The organism is Dyella choica (assembly GCF_003977665.1).
GTDB lineage: Bacteria > Pseudomonadota > Gammaproteobacteria > Xanthomonadales > Rhodanobacteraceae > Dyella_B > Dyella_B choica.
In genome coordinates, this window is record NZ_RYYV01000001.1 from 342,878 (window position 1) to 363,856 (window position 20,979).

The 20,979-nt window shown below is 56.8% G+C and carries 13 protein-coding genes; 6 read left to right on the top strand and 7 right to left on the bottom strand.

Annotated features, from left to right (window positions below):
- Positions 1–192: 192 nt before the first annotated feature.
- The 4 genes from EKH80_RS01680 to EKH80_RS01695 form a co-directional block, all read right to left on the bottom strand.
- Positions 193–1,464: a hypothetical protein gene (locus EKH80_RS01680; protein WP_126682978.1), complete on the bottom strand. Its 1,272-nt coding sequence runs from the start codon at positions 1,462–1,464 to the stop codon at positions 193–195.
- 9 nt (positions 1,465–1,473) lie between these two features.
- Positions 1,474–2,967: a hypothetical protein gene (locus EKH80_RS01685; RefSeq protein ID WP_126682979.1), complete on the bottom strand. Its 1,494-nt coding sequence runs from the start codon at positions 2,965–2,967 to the stop codon at positions 1,474–1,476.
- Positions 2,964–7,856 carry an ATP-binding protein gene (locus EKH80_RS01690; protein ID WP_126682980.1) on the bottom strand — a complete coding sequence of 1,631 codons (4,893 nt, stop codon included), beginning with the start codon at positions 7,854–7,856 and terminating at the stop codon, positions 2,964–2,966. Before EKH80_RS01690 ends, EKH80_RS01685 begins: the two co-directional genes overlap by 4 nt.
- 625 nt (positions 7,857–8,481) lie before the next feature.
- The gene (locus EKH80_RS01695) at positions 8,482–8,778 is read right to left on the bottom strand and encodes a helix-turn-helix domain-containing protein (protein ID WP_126682981.1); all 297 of its coding nucleotides are present in this window, start codon (positions 8,776–8,778) and stop codon (positions 8,482–8,484) included.
- A 516-nt stretch (positions 8,779–9,294) separates the two neighbouring features.
- Here EKH80_RS01695 and EKH80_RS01700 point away from each other — a divergent pair.
- The 3 genes from EKH80_RS01700 to EKH80_RS01710 all read left to right on the top strand — a co-directional run bounded on the left by EKH80_RS01700 (position 9,295) and on the right by EKH80_RS01710 (position 11,500).
- Positions 9,295–10,062, top strand: coding sequence for an Hpt domain-containing response regulator (locus EKH80_RS01700; protein WP_126682982.1), 768 nt, complete (start codon positions 9,295–9,297; stop codon positions 10,060–10,062).
- A gap of 65 nt (positions 10,063–10,127) precedes the next feature.
- Positions 10,128–10,808, top strand: a complete 681-nt coding sequence (locus EKH80_RS01705) for a response regulator (RefSeq protein WP_126682983.1) — start codon at positions 10,128–10,130, stop codon at positions 10,806–10,808.
- 167 nt (positions 10,809–10,975) lie between these two features.
- Positions 10,976–11,500, top strand: a complete 525-nt coding sequence (locus tag EKH80_RS01710; RefSeq protein WP_126682984.1) for a GNAT family N-acetyltransferase — start codon at positions 10,976–10,978, stop codon at positions 11,498–11,500.
- A 40-nt stretch (positions 11,501–11,540) separates the two neighbouring features.
- On the opposite strand, the gene EKH80_RS01715 is transcribed toward EKH80_RS01710, so the two are convergent.
- Positions 11,541–12,128, bottom strand: coding sequence for a YdeI/OmpD-associated family protein (locus EKH80_RS01715; protein WP_230473376.1), 588 nt, complete (start codon positions 12,126–12,128; stop codon positions 11,541–11,543).
- 657 nt (positions 12,129–12,785) lie between these two features.
- On the opposite strand from EKH80_RS01715, the gene EKH80_RS01720 reads away from it, so the two are divergent.
- Together EKH80_RS01720 and EKH80_RS01725 are read left to right on the top strand one after the other, a co-directional pair.
- The gene (locus EKH80_RS01720) at positions 12,786–14,108 is read left to right on the top strand and encodes a hypothetical protein (RefSeq protein ID WP_126682986.1); all 1,323 of its coding nucleotides are present in this window, start codon (positions 12,786–12,788) and stop codon (positions 14,106–14,108) included.
- 597 nt (positions 14,109–14,705) lie between these two features.
- Complete coding sequence (locus EKH80_RS01725) at positions 14,706–15,359, top strand: glutathione S-transferase family protein (protein ID WP_126682987.1); 654 nt, start codon at positions 14,706–14,708, stop codon at positions 15,357–15,359.
- Between the two features lie 134 nt (positions 15,360–15,493).
- On the opposite strand, the gene EKH80_RS01730 is transcribed toward EKH80_RS01725, so the two are convergent.
- Together EKH80_RS01730 and EKH80_RS01735 are read right to left on the bottom strand one after the other, a co-directional pair.
- Entirely contained in the window at positions 15,494–17,059 is a 1,566-nt protein-coding gene (locus EKH80_RS01730) for an SAM-dependent methyltransferase (protein WP_126682988.1), read from the bottom strand.
- Positions 17,060–17,140: 81 nt separating this feature from the next.
- The gene (locus tag EKH80_RS01735) at positions 17,141–18,808 is read right to left on the bottom strand and encodes an eCIS core domain-containing protein (protein ID WP_126682989.1); all 1,668 of its coding nucleotides are present in this window, start codon (positions 18,806–18,808) and stop codon (positions 17,141–17,143) included.
- A 504-nt stretch (positions 18,809–19,312) separates the two neighbouring features.
- Here EKH80_RS01735 and EKH80_RS01740 point away from each other — a divergent pair.
- Complete coding sequence (locus EKH80_RS01740; RefSeq protein WP_158628712.1) at positions 19,313–20,785, top strand: serine hydrolase domain-containing protein; 1,473 nt, start codon at positions 19,313–19,315, stop codon at positions 20,783–20,785.
- The last annotated feature ends 194 nt before the right edge of the window (positions 20,786–20,979 follow it).

Here is a 20,979-nt window from a genome sequence, read left to right on the forward strand (position 1 = left end):
AAATCGCAAGCCTCAACGGTAGCATCGGGAAAGCCCCTCCCCTCTCGCCCACGGCGGGAGGGGAGGGGGTGAGGGTTCCTCGCTCTTTTTCATCGGCCAGCTCAATCCTGCTGAAACGGGGCGTGCCGAAACGGGCTCACCATTTCGCCAAAAGTGACCCTGCCCCCGATTTCCCGAACGTTGTTCAAAGCTTCAATCCTCCGAATGACGGTTCAAATAACCGGCCCAGCTACCGTTTTCAAACGACGGCGATCCATCTGACCAGCCCGAGGCTTGCCAGAAGATGTCGAGTTGCTCATGAAGCAAACTTGCCATGGGATTCGATAGATCAACAAGCCTTGCTGCCGGTGGCACGACGTAAGGCTCGCTAATACGCTTCTTAATTGCGCTGTGCCCTCGCATAAGTCGAACATCTTCTACACCATCGAGTGTCACTGAGACCAATGCTGCGCCACCCAACCCCAATTCGACGGCGCAAGTTGCCAAGTTTTCTAGCATCCCTACAACTGTTGACTCAAGGCTGAGACCATCGACCAAGATGTCCCGATCATCGTCAATGCGCTGCCCAATATTGATTTGAAATTCAAAGTATCCAGGACGAGCGATTCGCACGAGCCAGCTAGTCTCTGGATTCTGTGCTGGCCGCCGCTGGTGCGGCCGGGCGCATCTCCACCATTGCTTTGCATCGCAGTCGCCTTCGACGGGCGCATCAAAGTGGGAAGAAAAACGGTCCAGCACATCACTGACCAGCTGCGGACTAAGTCGCTGATTCAACGTCGCGGCAAAAGGCACCAGGCGCAAGATCAGTCGTGGTCGAGTGACAATTTTTGGAACCCCTCCACGACCTGCGTCGAACGAGAGTTCATTTATCGCGGCCTCGGCGGCAGCCTGACGAATGCGAAATTCTTCGCCAGATTTATCGCCCATTTCGGTTCGTGCTGTCTCATCGTCAAAGACAGCTTTTAAGGCCGTGATCAACTGCCTCGTAAGCGCGTCTTTGGCCTCTTCACGAGTTTCGCGATTTGCACCATCTGCGCAGGAGAAGAGCATTGGACGACGGGTGTGGCGGATGTCGAACGGCAATTCGTGCTGGCCTGGATCGCCCATGCAAGTGTTCATAACGGCCAGCACGCGACGCCACCCTAAACTCTTCAGCGCATAACCATGTTCAATACAAACATTCGGGTTTGGTGTCCGACTTCCATCAATCCGGTGAGCCACATAGGAGAAATCAGCGACGAAGACCGCTGCTTCGTCAATTTTTCGAAAGATCGTCTCCATAATTGGCGGTGATCCGGGAACACCACGCGTATCCCGATCCACGGTTATGTCGCGATCAGCAAGATCAATGGATGCATCCGCCTTGATAGCTTTTATCGCTTGCTCGATACATGCCTGAATGAAGCTTCGTCCGATGGCATTCGGGGTATCACTTTGCCACGAAAAGAAGATGCGATACGCCATTGCAATAGCTCACGGAGGACAGGGAAGCCGACCCACATCGGTCGACCAACAAAATGGTGAATAAATGCACGCGCGACAACAAAGATGGGCATCTAATACGTCGACTTTACATCGACCTATTCGAAGTCGCCTGAAAACTTCGTGTGCGCAGTGAATGTCCTCACCACTTACCGTATAAGATGATTCGTTTTTTTCAGCGAGCGCAACTTCCGCCGCGACCCCGTTCTCCTTGGCATGCGGCCAATCATGAAATTTGCACACTGAGCCTAGAGGTGTCGCCGTTTTATAAAACCAATGCTCGCCAGTTACGACTAGGTATTCGGGGTACCTTTCGCCTACGTGAATCACGAATCTCGGCGCCTGTTTTTCAACTTGCTGACCCGCAGCGGCAACTGCTGCAATGGTTGTTGGCTGAGCCACTTCGTCGCGCCATGAGTCAGAACAGAAGCCGGGAAATTCCAGCAATGGACGTGCCACGAGGTCTAAGCGCCCCAACATTTGAAGCAATTGCCTTTCGAAATCGGACCCTCGCGTGACTAACTCCTGGATGACATCCGGGAGCTTCGTTGGATCTAGAGGGTCTTCGAGCAATCCTCCGCCAAAGTCAACGATCGCGAAGGGCCGGTCTACGGAGATTACGACTAAAGCAGGAAGAAGCGTGCGCGTCGGGTAGTGTCGACGCCGCGGCCCGCTTTCGCGCGTCGCGACTAGTACACCCCGAAAATAACCAGCTATGGTATGCGGCGCAAGAAATTCAGCTGCGTCACCACGAGTAAAAAGCAGCGGGAGCGTATCAACTAGCCGCGGCCGATGCAGCAACTGAAACAGCGTTGCACTTCTGTCAAATATGTCCGTGAAGCTAACAAAGCAATGAATGAATCCACTAGGCGGCGGGCCGTCATCAAGAAATACCATTACGGGCTCCTCAAATACCACCACCCATTGGCCAGCCGTTGATACAACCCGACGAAGCGTGGAGCGGCCAAGTTCACTGAGTGAACTCACATAGTCTCGTAAATCGCTTAGCCATGTTATCCACTCCGCCAAGATCGAGTGCTCTTTCCTACCCGACTTTAGGTCAGCAATGGCGCCGCTGATCAAGTCCGTCATAGAACGAGCATCCAGCGATGCGCCGTGAGGTTTTCGCGGAGCGCCCTTGTCGTAGGCTTTTGCTTCTACAAGAACCACCGGCGTTCGTGTGAGTGACGAGATTCCGAGGTAGTCAAAATAAAGCCGCTCCCCTTCTTGATCCCAGCTTCTCACCTCTTCCCCGACTTGGTTCGGATCGTCTGGATTCCAATCCAGCGCCCGTAACATTCGATCAACCAGGAAGCGCCTCGTCGGTCTCTCCAGCAGCTCGTCGTCGTCTGCACCAGGCGGAGCATTGCCGCTATCGACATCCCGGGCATACTGGCTACGGATATTTTGTTCCTCAGCCTGAAAGAACTCGAAGGCGCTTAAGAGCGCCCTGCGAAATGCAGCGATCGCCGCTTCTTCACTCAACGAAGCAGGTCCGGCAGCTCATATAACAATTTCAAAGCGTCCGGCCATCCTTCGGAGGAGAAACTTTCGAGGACGGCAATGAGCTGTGCGCGCCTGGAAGGATCTTCAAAAATTTCACGATGGTCAGCGAGATAGACTCGAATTAGTGAGACCAAAACCTGAGCACCAAGACCCTCTGACTGATAGTTCTCGGAGAGAGCTGGCCCAGTGAGGATGGATGCAACACGATCGAAAACGTCACCGGGCGATGCATCAACCAAAAAGGCGTAAAGCTCGATAAGATGATGAATAGTTTGAGCTGCCCCATGTTGTCCTATGACATCGAGTTCCGTGCGATAGTCGACCAGGAAAGAACGCATCTCTGAGTGAGAAGTGACGCCAGGACCTTCCTTTGCAGATTCGCGGAACGCTCCCGATCCGAAGTAAAGCTCATCGCATGCATGTCCGATTAAGCGCTCACCGGCAATGTATAGTGCCTCCGCCGAAGATTTCTCCAAATCCGGTGCATCGCTAGAACGCAAAATTGGTTCCGCTCTTTGCTTTGCATCAGCCGCCGCGGCCAAGATCCTTTCGAGGGCACACTTCGCACGCTCCCGCACTGCGACGAATTCAGATTTATCTGAAGCTTTGTATCCGAGAAAAAAAGCACCTCGAAGACTTGAAAGCATGGACCAAAGAAATGAGTCATACCCAACGACATCAGCGCACCACATGTTGAATCGGGCCCATGCTTGAGCGCTGTCCAAGCTCACGCACAGCCATCCAATGAGATTGCCGACAGCCTCGTAGAAGTCGTGGGGGGTGGAACGCGTGCTACCGGGTATAACGGGAAAACGGTCGAGGATTTCCGATAGCAGCTGTCCAGTACGAACAGGCTCTGCGCTAGCGATTCTTTGCAGCGGCCCTCCTACAAAGAAGGCAAGGACACCCAGGCTGGGTTCGTTTTTCGCTATGTAGTCAGCGAGTCCCCACATTCGTTCACGGGAGACATCCCAAAGAGCATTTACCGATTGGGCGACTTGAAGCCGCACGGTTCGAACGCGATCCCTGACAAATAAGTCGAGCTCATCCAAGATTGCAGGATGGGTACCTGTAAAACGCCTGGCAAGTCCTATAGCTGTAGACGCGGCATAGACACGTACGTCCCAGTTTCCCCATGCCATTAAAGCACTCTCATCGTCGTTGAGAGCACTCTCATCCCCTTGTTGACGGGGTTCTGGATAAGGGCTTTGGCGAAGACGGACGTTTAAGGCGAGCAACTGCGGCAGCCCGGGATGACCATCGGATTCCGGGGCGTATGCCTCGCTGTTCACAATCTGCTCGAGGGCGTTACTGACCGCCCCCCAACTTGAATGCAATATTTCAGCGTGTGGCGCGGGATCGAGATACTCGTCGATGGCATTGATGACTTGAGAAATTTTGCGCCAAAGGCCAGGGATGTCTACTTGTTCAGATTCGCTTCTTCCTGGTTTAACGGCGTCTTCGAGCGCCTTGGAAACGAAGCGCAGCGACCGATCTGGCTCGTTTTGAAGATCGACGCCTCCTCGGGTAAGAAGGACATCCCCAATTTCCACATCCCCACCAAATTTAGCTTCGATCGATATGAAAGGCGGATTTCCTTGTAGTCGGTTCTTCGAGGCCAATGTCGCCCGATATAACTTCATTTCATCCGTGGCTAGCGCGTCTTCCGGAAGTACGGAAAGCCAGCGCGCCAAAAGACCGCGCCACCAGTTCCCGGCGCGCGTGTCGTTTAGAAGCTGTGGACTGAGTGCTGACGCTTCAAATGCCACTCGCTCACGAGCAGACCGCGTTGGATAAACTCTTTGGAGATAAATTATGGCATCCCTAGCGAATCCCCCGACGCTGACGAATGCCGGTGTTGACGCAATAGGCCAAAGCAGATCATCGGCTGCACCCAATTTTTCTGATGCAATTCGCAGAAGTCGTGCCCAGACCGATGAAGCCGTCTCAGTCGCCAAAGCGATGTTCACTGCAAGCTTGAACTTAACTGAATCCGCAGCCACCAAAAACTGAGTGAATGCATTTAGGACGTTGTATTCTGTATTCGATGTTGCCCGCGAATCTTGCCTCCAGTCCTGCAATGATTCGAATTCGTCGAGAATATTGATGAACCTTCCATCGACTTCGATCGCTTGGATTTCTACCCTTGCCGCGCGTCGCCCGCTCGTGGCTGCCCCATTGACGGCCCCAATTACCGCAGCAATGGCGTCAGCGGGTGCCACATCGAGAAAGAATGGAATTGCTTGACTTAAATGCCAATAGGCGTGCTCATACTCTTGCTTCATATCGATGGACAAGGGGAGTATCCGACTTAGTTGTCCACCTAACCAGGTCTTGCCAGCTTTGGGCGCCGGCCTAGCATATAAAGTCCGATAGATCGTCGCTGCGAATGGAGCATCGTATTCAATCAAGTTTCGGACGCTTTCCGCTAGCCATGGCACTTCCGTATGGGCGTGCTCCGAAAAATGTGGTTCTTCAAAAATCTTACTGAGCAACGTCCGCGAGGCATCAGCATCGGAGCTATAGCTTCTTGCTACGCAGCGAATGGCGGTCGCCGTAATCGAAGATACATACGGGGACATCGACAATGCCGTACGAAGCAAGGACCTCGACGCCGCACCAAAAACTGCTGTGAAATTCGCGTCTTTGAAGTCGGCGCGCTCAAAGAGCGACCAAAGCAAAAAGCGCGCACCGTCGACAAAGCATCGATCCCCTAGCTCCGAAGCTGCACGAGCAACCGCGGCCCAAGCTATACCAACCGGGGGCGAGAGCCCCTGAGCGACTGCCATGCCTACGAAGCGAGCCAGCTTCGAAAGTGTAGATCCGGCGATGGGCCGATCCGTAGCGCTCGTTAGATATGCAACTAAGCCCTGAACGTCCTCCTGGCTTTCGACCCGCTCCGCGATGGTTCGCAATGCAACGCTTGCCATAATCGGATCCACATCCGTCGATGACGCGATCTTCGTCGCAAGTTTCCAAGATTGCCATCGATTCACATCATCGTTTTGCCAAATGCGCTCCATCGTAAAGCGAAGCGCAGGGCCCAGAAGCAATCCCGCCCCGGAATCATCAGAGACTTGCGCTTTCAGGCGATCTATATCATTCCATGAGAGATAGAACCGACTCGCCACATGATCGAAAAGTACGTGATGCGCAAACGCAACAAGGTCGCCCGCCTTGACCATGACACCTGCTTGCAAAACGTCATCAAGTGCATCGTGATCAACTTCGACCTGCGGAATACTAAGTCTACGGCTAGCCACCATTGCGCCAATTGCAGCGGATGCAGCTCGCTTTAATGGCTGCGTTCGTAGCCGCTCATCTTCATATCGGTCAATCAATTCAGACTGAGTTGTGACATTGCGGATAGTTGAAGATGCGACACCGGCCTTTATTAGATCTGCAGCCAGCGACAAGTTAAAAATATTCTGTAGCAAGCCGTGCAACGTCGGCGGCGAAGTGGCAATGAGTTCGCCGAGCTTCGGTGCATTCTTGCCGATCTGACCCAGCTCGCCGGGCGACAATGCCTTTACCGAGAAATGTCGAACTCCGCGAAGCCGTAAGTCGGCATAGCTTGGGTCTGGGGAATCGCCGCGCATTACGTCACGAAAGCGACGTCCATTGATGAGGTCGAAGGTGCGGATCGAAGCAACAATCGACCATCTGTCGCCAACCTTTCGCTGTGCCAGTTCAATCAGCAAAGCGAACACAGCTTCTGAAGGGCCTCCTCGAGATGCATCGAGCGCGTCAACGATGAGAATGCCGGGCTCCTCACCTGGCCATGCGGTCAGCACTTCGATTAGATCGTGTTGTAACCCCAGCTCCCCTTTCAATGCTGAGAGCGTCGACACTCCGGCTAGACGGTCAACCGACAGAAATATTAAGGGGCGAGATTGATTCAAACTTTGCTTGGCGAGAGCGACGAGCACTCCCGTCTTGCCCGCTCCCGGCTCACCGATCACGAGGAGACTGCCACCGTCGATTGCAGTTCTCAGAGCTGGCAGACAATCTCGATCCACGGGCGCAGGCGAATCGGCATCTAATATCGTGTGGCGCGCAAGACGTTCGCATTCCTCGGTTGCGTATCTGCGAAGCACGGCGACATCAGTGTCGAATCCAGGCGCATGTGTTTCGGGGTAGCCCGACGACCTTAACGCACGAGCCAGTCCGAAACGATTGGCCGATGCACCACTGCGAATCATTTGCCGAACAAAATTCAACAGCGCCAAAGTCGGTTGTTCCCCGAATTCAGCCCCCCCGTAAAGGCGAGAACCGATGACGCGGGTCATTTCGCGCCAGTCTGTGCTCGTAGCATCGGCACCAAAACGCCTAATTCGAAATAACTTCGCCAGCTCAACTAGCTGATCATCAGTGATCGCCATGCCTGTATTGTGATTCCAGGCTCGACCAGCATGAAGCTTGAAGCATCCAAGCGCAGTTTTCTGTGCATCTGACACGCGTCCTAACACGCTCGCCCACGCCTCTCCATGATCGAATTGCCGACATGCCTCCTCCAAAGCATCGATCGATCGCGGCGCATTGTCCGCAACAGCGAGCACCGCAGCGGTCAGGCTTGGATCCAGTGCCGCGGCTTTCGCCTGCTGCGCAATGGCAAACGTGACAAGTTGCGCAATTGTTTTGCCTAAAGCGGAGTCCGGGCCACTCTCTAACGAGGGACGAGTTTTGCACTGAACATAGATTGCGGCGTCATTCGTGAGCCTTAGAACGACATCATCCAGAGCATCCCCCGTTTCGAATTGTAGCTCGATGGGTTGAAGGTCACTGGTGAGCCCGAATCGCGTGCCGGGACGCATATCGGCGATGAGTTGCGTGGCCAGCCACGTTCCGACCATTGCCTGGAATGACATTCCTGCTTCAGTAGCGCGACCACCCGCTTGGGAACTAGAAGAGCCAACCATCAGAGGATCGCTCTTGGGTAGGCTTCGCATAAAGCACTTACCCCACGTAAACCTCCTAACGCTAGGTGATGAGCGGGATGGCTACGCGCGATGACGCTTGATGCCGGGAATACAAGACCGCCAATTACTGTAGGCATTGCCTTAAGCAGCCCAGCGCTCGCCATAGGTTGACGACATGGTGAGAACGCACGACAGAATGATCGGCTTATCTGCGAGGAATGCACTTCCTTGCCCCTGTTCCTGAGCTCACTGATTGGCGAATCTAACCGAAGAATGCGGTCAGATTCCACCGACTTTGCTTCCAGGCCGCCAGTTAACCTCAAGCAGTGAGTCAGGCTTCGACAGTGTCCGCGTCCTATTTACGCACCACGAATGGTGCGGCGCAACGTGTGCTGCCGGTCCGCTCTGCGCACTGCGCTGCATCACCCCCGGTGAACTAGCTAAAGCTCGCGAAGTAGGGGTTTGCTTGCGAGCTTCGGACCGTGATCTGACATTGGCGTCTAGTTGGCCAGGGACCGCTTCTTGGATGTACCCGATTCCACTTGCCGGCTCCATGCAGATTCTGATGCTTCTGCTATTTCTTTTGGTCCTTCCGTACAAGCCTGAGTGGGCCTAACTTTCCACTCTTCACCCTCCTCTTGACCTCAGTCAGGAGTTCATCAAGGGATGGTTCATCGTAGAGCTCACAAAGCTCTGCGACGACGAAGAAATCTGGTCGCCTCTCGGAAATCTCTAGGTCAGAGACGGCCGTTTGTGCGATGCCCAGCCGCTCAGCCACGTCGGTTTGGGACAAGCCGGCATTAAGCCGCATTTCCCGCAACACCCCACCCAAGGCCGCCTGAAGCGGTCGATGTACTGATGTCTTTTTCATGCCTGGGTCCTTGTGTAAGGCCCAGAAATTTTTTACCCCAAATTTCTTTAAGCAAATTTTACTTATTTATGCAATTTTCGTTTAGACTTGTCCGCACGGTCATCGTGGAATAAGGCGATATGAACTCGGCCACCACCAAAGGCTCTGGCTCGCCTCAGCCAATTTCTGAGCAAGCAGATCGCCAACACTGTTCTCTGGCCTACCCGGCGCCCGTGCTTAAACTCACTTTCCTCGCTTCGGCAGCCAGCGTCCCCGTCCCCGTCCTCACCCTGGATTACTTCCTCGTTGACATGGGCGGCTACTTGGCAACCCTGACCACAACGGCCATGGGGACAGCCACAGCCTGGCTGCGCCTTCGCAGCCTGCATAGCGGCAGCCACGCTGAGATTCGTCCGTGGGTTCTAGGCCCCCAGCAACAGTACCCGACCCGCCGTCCCGCAGCACCCACCGTACACCCCAGCCGCAGTTGGACGCGCCGTACGCAGCGTACGGCGTGACTACCTTGGAGTATTCGTGATGAACGCATCTCCCAATCGCATCTTTTACCCTTCCCGCAAAGCGCAGCTGTTTAAGCCTTTGGCAGTGAGAGAACCACCCGCGTCGTATCACGCGCGATCCCAGGCGCCGGCGCGCATCCTGGTGGTGGCGAATGATCCTGAAACGCGTAGGGTTTTGACCGCCGAACTCAAGGCGCTTAGCCTGGACCCGCTCCCCGTGCCTGACAGCCTGGCGGCCTTGAATGCCATCGATTTGCAGGTGCCCGACGTGATCTTGATGGCCTTGGAGGGGCCGGACGCAGCCGTCTACCAAGCCGTGCTGCGTTTCGCGATGGCTAACCTTGCAAGGCGCACCCGCATTCCGCTCGTTGCCGTCGTTGGGCAAGGCGGCGAAAGCTGGCGTCGCGCCTTGGATGGCTGTCTGGCAGGCGTCCTGCACAACCCCCTAAGCCCCGAGGAGCTGTATGCCACTCTCGCGCGGTGGCTCGACCTGCCGCCTCCCGCCAATCAGGCACTGGATGAACCCCTGCCGCTCGCATGGAGCCGAGCCTGTATCGACCTGGACGTCCAGGAGTATGAGCGAGCCCTGGCAGGGCAGGACACCGCCAACATGGTGCACTTTGCGCATCGCGCGAAGGGCGCGGCGCTGGTGCTGCATGCGGATCGGGCAGCCGAGCTGGCGGATCGGCTGGAACTGGCGGCAAGAGGCTATGCACCGCTACAACCGCATGAAATACAGCGCACGCTCGCCGCGTTGAAAGCGGCTATCGCCCGCCACTTTGGCTAAGCAGAAGGTGCGGGCAACGTGAGAGGAAAACGGAAGGCCAGGCTCATCTGAAAAGGAAGTAGGACATGTCCGATCCCCTGTCGCCGCGCTTGCGCGTGATGTTGCTCGAAGACCACGTGCTGGTACGCCGTGGCATGGAGCTATTGCTCAAGCATGAGTACGGAATGGACATAGCAGGCAGCTTTTGCGCGCCTAGGCAACTCTTCGAGGCGTTAAAAGAAGATCGGCCCGACGTGATCGTTACGGACTACGCCTTGGGTGCAACGGATACCGATGGCGCCAAGCTGCTGCGCTCCTTGCACCTGCATTATCCGCATGTGCGTGTCTTGGTGGTGTCGTCCCACTGCAACGCCCCTACGATAGCTCTGGCGATGAAAGCCGGCGCGCACGGCTTTATTCGCAAGACGCAGCACGAGTCCGAACTGTATGCGGCCATCCGAGCGGTGGCGGCGGGCCGAACCTATATCAGCCAGCAATTGGCCGATGTCGTCGATGCTATCCACCCTGCCAAATCCAGTGACGAGCCCGTCGCGGACCTCGGCGACGAGTTACTGGACTCCTTCAAGCTTTCCGCGCGGGAGCACGAGGTGCTGCGCTGCCTGCTCGATGGCATGTCCGTTACAGCCATTGCCAAGAAGTTTTCCCGGTCCGTCACCACGATCAGCGCGCAGAAGCATTCGGCCTTCCGTAAGCTGGGCTTACGTACTAATCATGAGTTGTTTAGGGTGCGGTATCAGTGGGGGTGAGCCGGCGGCCATCGGATAGCAATGAGTTGAACCGAGGCCATCAGGCCATGATGGCCCGCGTCAGTGGTTTCACTCCGAGGATCTTCATCACCCGCTTCTTGTTGTACCGTCTGCTGATCTGCGATTAGCATTGATTCGTGCCATAAGGCTCAAACCATTGGTACCGGATGATTGCTAACGAAGCACCGATCAAGACGCAGTGCCTTATCCTCGAGCCATTGCTCGTTGCGCATGCATCCGCACTCTATCACGGGCTGTGTTCCCCGGAACTGTATTGCTACACCGATGATGAGGCGCCGCCCAGCTTGGAATGGCTGCACGCGCGTTATGCGAGGCTTGAGCGCCGGACTTCGCCCGACGGACTGACAGGCTGGCTGAACTGGGCGATCTGGTCGATGGAAGGCGCGCGTTATGTCGGTTATGTGCAGGCCACCGTCCCAGCGCCGGGAAGCGAGGCTGAAATCGCATACGTCCTGTTCCTAGCCGACTGGGGCAAAGGTTACGCACGCGAGGCCGTGACTGCGATGGTGGCCGTACTCATCGAGTCACGAGGTGTCTCGAGCTTCGTAGCAAGAACAAGCCCGGGTAATATTCGCTCGAATGCGCTGCTCGAATCGCTTGGATTTTCCCGCGCGGCCCTGCCTGATCCCGGGTCAGGTGATGTCCTTTGGCATCTCGCCAAACGCCGCTAAATGCTGACATCCGCTTAAACAGCCCAGAGGTCCAACAAGCCTAGTCGCCGTCGCCATTCCATGAGCGCGCCATGAAACGCGCCTTGCCACCTGACAACACATACATGGCCCGCTCAAGATGACGCTCCTTGGCGTCGGCGGATTTCACCTGCTCGAAATAGCGCAGGATTTCTTTTTGCAGACTTGGTATCAAAGCATCCCAGGCTTGCCGCGCGACGGGATTATTTTCCAGGGCTGTGCCAAATGCCGGTGGCATGGGGTGAACGGGGCCGCTGCGGTAGTCGTTATCGAACTCCAGCTCCACGTCGACGACCTCGCCCACCTTGCTGCCTGATGCCTTGCGCACCTCGGCATGCAAATACAAATAAAAGGAGCCATCGCCGACCGGCATCATATTGATGCGCCACGGCGCTTCCGGCTCGCCATTCACCCTGATTCGCACCGGCATCGGCTTGCGCCAGCCCGGCTTCAGCTGATGCGCATCCTGGGCGCTGACCAACACATAAGGATTGATGTTATTGATCTCGATCAGGGATCGAAAACGCAGGATGGTCATACCTGCCCCCCAGTGCCGGGATGCGATGCCTGCAGAGGCTTCATAGGCAATTAGCTCCTGAGGTATCCCCACGTTTTTCAATCAACAACCATCGGTGCATCAGGGATGATAGCTTATCGCGGCGATGTCCGACGATTTTGCTCGTCATTCCGGCAAAGAGCGAGGCGCTTTGAAATAGCATCCCTGTGATACCGAATTTGACGGGAGGCAAGCTAAAAACTTGGAGATAACTCTGTGGCAGATCCCCTTTCCAAAAATCCACGGACACTTAGTGTCAGACGGGCTGCCGTCCGGGGCTAGGGTTTACCCTAGTGGGAGGGACTGTATCCTGATGCTCCAATAGTAGCCTCGACCCAAGAATGCGCAGACGGCGTTCGTAATTGCTCGCATCAACGTAGCGCTAGAGGAACTGCCTGGCACCAAATGCCTTGGACGCTTCTGAGATGAATTTGTTGGCGGATAAATCAAGATCCGTCCACATTCGTCGGATCGCGTTATGGCGGAGTTCCGATCGGCGCGTTTGGGTTGAACAGGGGAATTTCGCCGCCATGCGCCGGGCCATTGACTTCTTAATTGACGACGGACTGTCTACTGTAGGAATCCACCGAAAAAAAGCGAAGGCGCCTTAAAGCGCCTCGCGCAACAAAGCAAAATCCTTGTAGAAATCCTTTTTATTGTTCCACCAACGAGCAACGGATCCAAAAATTCCAAAGTCAAGGAGATCGACCCATGAGTCATCGTTTCCAAAAACTCGGACTTGGCGCAGCCATTCTCTTCGGGCTATGTAGCCATGTCAGTGCACAAGGTCGCGTAGCATGCGATGCCAGCGGAGGGTACAGCACTTGCACGGCCATGCAATTGCCGACAACCAGCTCAGAACTGTATCCCGATTTCGCCAACAACGGCGTGATGCATGGAAATTCCAACAGAACCATCAATGTTCACTTTATTTTGTATGGAAGCTGGTACTACGACGTCAGCGGTCTTGGCATGTATTACCAGGATCCCCAAGTAAACCTAATGCAGCACTTCATTGTGGACGCGAACAATTCACAGTGGCTTTCGGGCGTTGCCGACTACTTCGATCAAGCTAGCAGTGCCGCAACTACGCTTTCCCTTGGCAGCACGGTCGTCGACGGTTTGGCGAACTACGGGTTCTCCAACACAGCGCCAAGTCAGGGATTTCAAATCCAGGACAGCACCCCTACCGCCTCGTCTATCATAAAAATACTTACGCGCGCGCTGACCACGTCACTGGACTACAATTCGTCAGGGAATTACCACGGGACCCTCCCCACTGACCGTACGGCACTCTACGTCATTGTCGGGAAGGGATCGTCGATCAACAATCCCGTTGTCAACACAGTTTCGGCGGTGAATATAGGCGGTGGAAACACATACCTATTGGGGGGATCCAACGGACAAGAATGTGCTTATCACGCGTCAACCAAATATGCCTACTATGTAGGTAGCGACAATGGCACAAATCAAGGCTTGAATGCTCAATCCGAGGTCTTCATCAACGGACAAAACATTCATTACATCTACATCTCGGACCCGGCATCCAATCCGTCGCTATGTGCCAGCGGATATTCAGCGAGTGGCCCCTCCCCGAATGGAAGTGTTAGTGGTGACGCCATGGTGAACCTTCTCGCCCATGAGCTCGTTGAAAGCATCACTGATCCTCACTCCTTTTCAACGGGCGGCCCCTCAACCGGCATCATTTGGCCAACCATCGGGGCTCAAGGGAGCGGAGCTTGGATTACCGAAATACCGCACTATTACAACAATACGACTGATCAAGCCGTTGGCGGATATGCGACACGGGTCAGTTGGCAGGGTGGAGAGATTGCCGATCTATGCATGTCTTCTTCGAACCTGACGGCATTTCCCAATGTTGCTTACGTCCCGCCAGGCCAGCCTAACGCTGGGGCGCCCTATAACGTGATCGCCAGATCGGGCATGCATTATCTTGTTCAAGCCTATGGCCGCGCCTTCGACGGCACATGCCACATGGGTCATTTGCCGGATGGTACGAACAGCTCTTTCTGATTCGTACGCAGTCAGAGGTCAGCTGCTTGCAAAAGCTCGTTCGCGACAAGAATCGGGGCGGAGATAAATCAACTCCCCCTGGTTCCAAACCTTAGGGAGGGAGGCGGTTAAATCAAGTAACCTCCTCCGTCTCTGAGGGTTCCCACGCTTTTTTGCAACCAGCCCCGCAAATTCAGCGTTACATTGATGCTGTTTCAAAGCGAGTTGTCATTCCGGCGAAGGCCGGAATCCAGTTCTGATATGCGTCCGAAGGACACATTACTTTTTTATGTCGAGTGCCTCGCACGACGTACTTGAACTGGATTCCGGCCTTCGCCGGAATGACGAGCGAAAAAACAAGCATGGCATCGATACACCACCTTGCTGTTTTGGCGAGGGTTCGAGGGCGAAAAACGTGAGCATACCCCGGTCTCCACCCCGATTTCCGCGAGCCGGAAACCTGTAAGGCGTGAAATCGTCGCTCTGCAAGCATGCAACAGGCACTCCGCATCTCGCCAAATTTGTTACTCCCACCCATCGAGGGCACGACGGCAATCTCTCCCACGATCGCCAAACACCGGAAACAACCGGTAGCGGCACGACACGAGGAGAAATGGCATGAAAGATATCGCTGTGTGGGGCTTCGCCTGGGTACCGCCCTTTGCCCAGGGCCTGGTGCGCGATCTGCGCGTGCGTTGGGCGCTTGAGGAGGCGGGGCTTGCGTACGAAAGCAGGTGGATCGACGCTGATGAGCGAACCTCCGAGAGCTACCGGCGCAAGCATCCTTTTGGCGCGGTACCCGTGCTTGAGAGCAATGGCGAAGCCATGATCGAATCAGGCGCCATCCTCTATGCCATTGCCGAGCAGTGCGATGTGCTCATGCCACCCGATAGGCGCACTGAGACGCTCGCCTGGATGTTCGCTGCGCTCAACACGGTCGAGCCATCGATCTGGAACCTCTTCGTGATTGACCAACTAAAGAGCGACGAGGCATGGACAAAACTGCGCCGTCCCGGTGCCGTCGACGAAGTGAAGGCTCGGCTGGCCTCACTTTCTGCGTGGCTTGAGGGCCGAGAGTACTTGCTTGGACGCTTCACGGCAGCCGATATCCTGATGGCAACCGTACTGAGATTCATACGGCACACGAATTTGGTAGCGGAGTTCTCGACGCTCGATAGCTATCTCAAGCGTTGCGAAGCGCGGCCAGCATTCCAGGCTGCCGTGCGCAATCAGGCGGAAGGTTACGTGCGCAACACTCCAGTCGCGGCCTGAGTTCGACCTTGAGAGATGCCGTTGGCTAGTGCAACGGCACCAAAATTCATTCTCAGATGCACTACCAAGCAGACAGCTCCACACTGGTGGGGCTTTCTGCGCGTAAAAATGGATCGTTGCGCACCCAATAGCCACTAGGCCGGGCGGGAACAGCCGGCCTCCAGCCGGTGCAGCCAGCCCTGCGCCATCAGCATGTCGGGATTCAATGCCGCCGCCCGCTCGAAAGCATCGCGCGCCTTGGCGGCATCGCCCGCGCCGAGATGGCATAGCGCGAGGTTGTAGTGGGCTTCGGCTGATTCGCCCCGCTCGGCCATGCTGTGCTGATAAAGCGTGGCAGCCTCATCCCAGCGCTGCAGGTGCTGGCACAGGTGCGCGATGCGGAACAGGGTGTCGGGCGCCCCAGGCAGCCGATTGCGGTTCGAGGCAATGCGCGGCAGCGCAGCGAGCAGGTCTGCCGACACCGCCGGCATCGCCTCGCCGAGGCGGCTCAGCAGGGCGTCGTACATGCCTTCGAACACGGCGGCGTCCCAATCGGTCAGCTTCAGCAGCGACAACAGGGCGGCCACGTCCATGTTGAACCGATGCGGCAGCATCGCGTTGACCAGGCCATAGACATCGCCGGGACTGGCCGCGTCGAGCTGCCGCGCGAAGGTGCGCGCACTGCGCCGCGACTGGGGCCGCGACAGGCCGATCAGCCATGCGGCTGTGGCGAGCGTGCTTTGTTGCGTACTCTGCAGCAGGCTCACACCGCCCTGCTCCTCGACGTGGCGTCCGATGGCGTGCATGTTCACCAGCATCGAAGCGCTCACGAACGAGCCGACCTCGATGAGGCTGCGTTCGCGCAGGGCATGCTCGGTCGACAAGGCCTTGTCGGAGCAGACCAGCAGCATGCGGTCGTCGCTCAGCATCCGCAATCGCTCGACGCAGGCCAGCGCGCCGGTGGGCACGACCACGTGTCCGCGCAGGCCGGCTTGCCGATAGTCGGCCACCCGGCGCGAGACAGCCGGCGGAAGGTCCGAATCGACATACGGCCGGAAGTCGAAGGAAAGCTCGAACCGCTCCGGATCCAGCGTGTCGCTGTTCCCGGCCTGGCCGAAACGCACCGTCGCGCGCAGAGTCTCGTCTTCGCGCAGCAGGAAGATATCCTGCGGCAAGGTGTCGAATAGGTAGTTGGCGATGAAGATGCACGGCGCTGCGCCGGCGCCGCTCGGCCAGTCCTGCGCGCCGAAGAGCATCGAGGGATCTGCATCGGCCAGGCAGTCGAAGCGGGCAAAACTGGCCCAGCCCGCGTCGAGCGCCGCCGAGAGAACGGGGTTCTGCTGCCAGCCCGCGACATTGCTCTGGGCCAGGTCGGATGCAATGTAGTGCACGCGTACACCGATCGCGTTGAAATCCTCCTCGGCTTCGGCCAATGCCTGCAGCATGTGTCCGGTGAACACGCCGTGGCCGCTGCCCAGTTCGACCACGTGCACAGTTCCGTCGATGGCGCCGTGCGCGACGATCCAGTCGTCCAGAAAAGCCTGTATCAGGTCGACGTAGCCGGCCGCGATGTGTGGATTGCTGGTGACATGATAGGGAATGCGTGCATGCCAAGCGTTCGGACCTTCGTCCTGATAGAAACGGGCCAGGCGTCGCCAGACTTCGGAGTCGGAAAGCCAGACTCCCTGTTCGACGCTCTGGTTGCAGCTGCCATCGTGCATCGGCTCCTTCCCTTTTTTTGTGTTCTGTCCACTTCAATTGACCATGCGTCTTGCAAATCCGAGCCGCATGGCGAACGCCGCCTAATTCTGGTTGATCGGGAGAATTTCCTGCGCTTCGCTTCGTTTGAACCAGCGACTTGCCGGGTCGTACGAGGCTTTGTACAGATCCGCGTCGCAGACCAGGCTGGTTGGAAATGCCTGCGCGGCCCAGGCCGCGAAATTGATGAGTTCGAGACGCCACGCAGCCATGTCTGCTTTATAGTTCAGGTATTGATTCTGCGCATCGGCAGCAGCGGGAATCAGCGGCCCCAGAATGTTTTCCGCTGCCACATTGCCGGCCAAGATGGTGGCTCCGACTCCTCCCGCCAAAGCACCCAATGTCACGGCAGCCTGTGCGGCCTGATAGGCATTTTTTGCGGCAGCCGCTGGCAAATTGAGAGCCTGACCAAGATCCCTTACGCTGGCACCCACCGAAGCGTGATAGTTTTCCACGATGTTGGTCTGGATCGTAGGCGACAGCACACCGCCGTAAGTCGGCACGACAGTGTAGTGGATCCAGCGGGTTGCCTTGCCTAGGCCGGCGGGATCGGCGGAATGCGTATACGGCTTGGCCACGCCCGCGACATTCACGTTCGCGTTCGGTGCGGCCGCTTGCCGCCCGACCATCGCGGGGTTGACAGGCCCGTTCCAATAGGCGACGTCCGCGTGCAGGAAGTTCGGCGGATCGGCCGCCAGCTCGTTGTCATAGGTCGTAGCCGTGTCGGCGGCGGCCAAGCCTACGCGCAAAGGATTCTCGATCTGGGCGCGATGATGGTTGTTGTCCGCGGTGGAACCGAGCACCAGGTTGTTAACGGTCCCCGGCCCGTGCAACTTGCCGTTGATAAGGTGCATGTGGGTGTAGCGCTTATTGCCGCCCGGCTGAAACAGGATGCCGTTGCCGAGCGCGGCGGAGAAATGCGTGAACCCGCCGAGATCGTTCGGCGCGGCATAGGGCGTGGAGCTGGCGATGTTGATGGCGCGTGCCGTGGCGCCGGCCTGCTGTCCGCCTGCGTTGTTATTGGCGCCGCCAGGGAAGGCATCCATGTTGGCGCCCAGCGGCAGATTGTTCGGCGCGAAACCGGGCCCTGTATAACCTAGGAAGGCGCCCTGCACGACCGTGTTCTGCGTGGGTGCGACTCGTTGCAGCGGGCGTGCCGCATGTTGCAGAGCGGTCTGCAACGACACCGGCTCAGCGCGCTTGAGCTGCATGGCGCGCGAGCCCATTACGTCGGCCTCACGCTCAAGCGCGGGATCGTCGTTGACCTTCACGCCCTGCAGTTGGGTGGTGGCGCCAACGCGTCCCTGCTTTTGTTGCACGACATGCCACGCTTCGTGCGGCAGGTGCCGCTCTTGCCCCGGCGCCAGGTGGATGTCGGTTCCCTGGGCATACGCATGGGCGGCCATTTGCGCCGGCTTGGAGGAGTTGTAGTGCACACGCACATCGTCCATTGCGTGGCCGGACAGAGTCTCTACGCCGGCCTGCAGCCCCGGCGGTAGGCCGCCGGACGCTGCCTTGCGCTGGACGGCGGGCGCCGCTGCCGGATCCAGCGCGGCGAGCCTCTCGCGCTGCGCCACCATGCGGGGACTGTCGGCGATCTTGGCGTCCAGCGGCGACGCCTGCGCGCCGACCCGCTGAGCAACCCCACTTTCGCCTTCCCCCGATTGCTGCTGCGATGCCTGTTGCGGGCCGGGCCTAGCATTTTCCGCCATATCTGCCACTCCGTACCTGGATCGATTGCTGCACGAAGCGACGAGAGCCCGCCCACCGCAGAGCGCCGATAAACTAGCATGCAGCGAGCGGCGCATCCAACGCTAGGGTGTCGAGGTCATGCGTAGTGTGTTGCATTGACCGGCTGACGCCGCAACCCATAGCAGACGCTTCATTTCCGAATAAAAGCTGAAATTCAAATGGGTCACATCGGGTCAGATGGCGTTGCCATTGATAGACAAAGCGACAGCGATGCCCTGATGGGAAATTTGTTCGCCATCCCCCATGTACGGTGACCTCTGGCACTCGCTGCCACCCGGCCAGGTGCTAGTTTTGCCTAGTCGAGTGGATTTCAAATCCATGCACTGCTTCAATCCATTGTCGACGCTCCAGGGAAGTGTTTCGGCGAATCTTGCAACCGATCTGTCCCAGCATGTGGCGGCGACAGGGCTGGGTTCACCGCATCTGTTACGCAATGCAACCTTGTCAGTAAAGGAGCAATGACGGTGACGCATTCCATGAAGGCAATTCATTTGACGTTTGTCGCAGGGCTTCTGGCTTTTACGGGCGCATCCGCCAGCGACATGGATAGTAACGCCGCGAAGATATCTGAAGTCGAAAACGGACTTCGCCCGGCGGCGGCGATAAACGGCAAGCCCGTTCCCGTGCATAGCTTGCGCGAGGAAATGACGGCGATGCACGTGCAAGGGGTTAGCATTGCTGTTATCGACCACGGCCGCATAGCCTGGTCTAAAGGGTATGGCGTCTCCCGGCACGGCGGTGCACCTATAACGCCAGAAACGCTTTTTCAGGCGGGATCGATCAGCAAATCGCTAACGGCCGTAGCCGCGATGCAGTTGGTGCAGGATGGAAAAATTCAGCTAGACGAAGACGTCAACGGTGAACTGACAAGCTGGCACTTCCCCTCCAATGCCTTTACCAAGAGTCATTTCGTTACGTTGCGGCAACTTCTTTCGCACACGGGCGGCATAAACGTCCATGGCTTCGAAGGATATGCCGCGGGCGCAGCGGTGCCCACTCTCTTGCAAGTGCTAAATGGAAGCTCTCCGGCCAACTCCCCAGCTATCCAGGTTGTCTCGGTGCCAGGTTCGGCATGGAGCTATTCTGGAGGTGGGTATACCGTAGCGCAGCAGTTAATCATTGATATCACGCGTACGCCCTTTGAAAAATGGCTCCAGCAGCAGGTGTTAATCCCTGCAAACATGCAGCACAGCACCTTTTCGCAGGTACTTCCTCCGGAGTTGGCGAACTACATCGCCATGCCCCACAAGGAGAACGGCGAGCCGGTAGCCGGAGGTCCCTACCGATACCCTGAAATGGCAGCGGCAGGTCTATGGACAACGCCTACTGACTTGGCAAAGTTTCTTATCAGTATTCAAACGGCCTGGAACGGAGGGGATGGCGCGTTAATTCAGCCCACTACGGCCAAGGAGATGCTCAAGCTGGTCAAGTCGGGTAGCAGCATGGGCTTTGACATCGGAGGGTCGGGTGACGATCGCTACTTCGCAAAAGGGGGTGACACCACGGGATTCGCGGGCCAAATGGTCGCATTCAACTCGCGTGGTGAAGGTGTGGTCATACTCACCAATAGCTCCGACGGCAACGCACTTGCCGACGAGCTCATTCGGAGCGTTGCAGCGGCTTACCATTGGCCCGCACTTCAGACGCACATGCGTAGCGTCGGCCATGTTGATGGAAAAAAATTGCATCTCCTGGCAGGCAACTACGCCTATGGTGATCGGGGGCGTTTCTCCATACAAGTTGAAGGCGGTCATTTGAGTATCAAGCAAATCTTGCGCCCCGCAGAAAGCATGTACCCCCAGAATGCGACGACGTGGTTTACTCTCTCCGACGACGAGAAGTATGTCTTCAACGATGACAACGGCGCTTCCGGTTACATAGACGACGGTGGCGAGCGTGTCTCTTTCCATCGTCTGAAGGAAAGTGAATTGAAGTGAGCCGTGCGCCGAACAGCGTGAAGGGAGCTGCGCGAAGGAGGTCGGCATCGAAGCTTCGAACGATTCTCCTGATGGTGATAATTCTCATCGTAAAAAAAAACAGGGCTGTAATTTCGTCGTGCGTGCAGGGCAACCAGGAAGCCTCTGACCTATTCCTATTGACCCGTAACCGCACTGAATACGTGCCTCGCTTC

Bases quoted from the DNA above. Each gene is read 5' to 3' on its own strand.
- EKH80_RS01705 (WP_126682983.1), top strand. From the start codon at position 10,128: ATGTCCGATCCCCTGTCGCCGCGCTTGCGCGTGATGTTGCTCGAAGAC.
- EKH80_RS01735 (WP_126682989.1), bottom strand. From the start codon at position 18,808: ATGGCGGAAAATGCTAGGCCCGGCCCGCAACAGGCATCGCAGCAGCAA.
- EKH80_RS01690 (WP_126682980.1), bottom strand. From the start codon at position 7,856: ATGTCATTCCAGGCAATGGTCGGAACGTGGCTGGCCACGCAACTCATC.
- EKH80_RS01695 (WP_126682981.1), bottom strand. From the start codon at position 8,778: ATGAAAAAGACATCAGTACATCGACCGCTTCAGGCGGCCTTGGGTGGG.
- EKH80_RS01730 (WP_126682988.1), bottom strand. From the start codon at position 17,059: ATGCACGATGGCAGCTGCAACCAGAGCGTCGAACAGGGAGTCTGGCTT.
- EKH80_RS01700 (WP_126682982.1), top strand. From the start codon at position 9,295: ATGAACGCATCTCCCAATCGCATCTTTTACCCTTCCCGCAAAGCGCAG.
- EKH80_RS01710 (WP_126682984.1), top strand. From the start codon at position 10,976: ATGATTGCTAACGAAGCACCGATCAAGACGCAGTGCCTTATCCTCGAG.
- EKH80_RS01720 (WP_126682986.1), top strand. From the start codon at position 12,786: ATGAGTCATCGTTTCCAAAAACTCGGACTTGGCGCAGCCATTCTCTTC.
- EKH80_RS01680 (WP_126682978.1), bottom strand. From the start codon at position 1,464: ATGGCGTATCGCATCTTCTTTTCGTGGCAAAGTGATACCCCGAATGCC.
- EKH80_RS01725 (WP_126682987.1), top strand. From the start codon at position 14,706: ATGAAAGATATCGCTGTGTGGGGCTTCGCCTGGGTACCGCCCTTTGCC.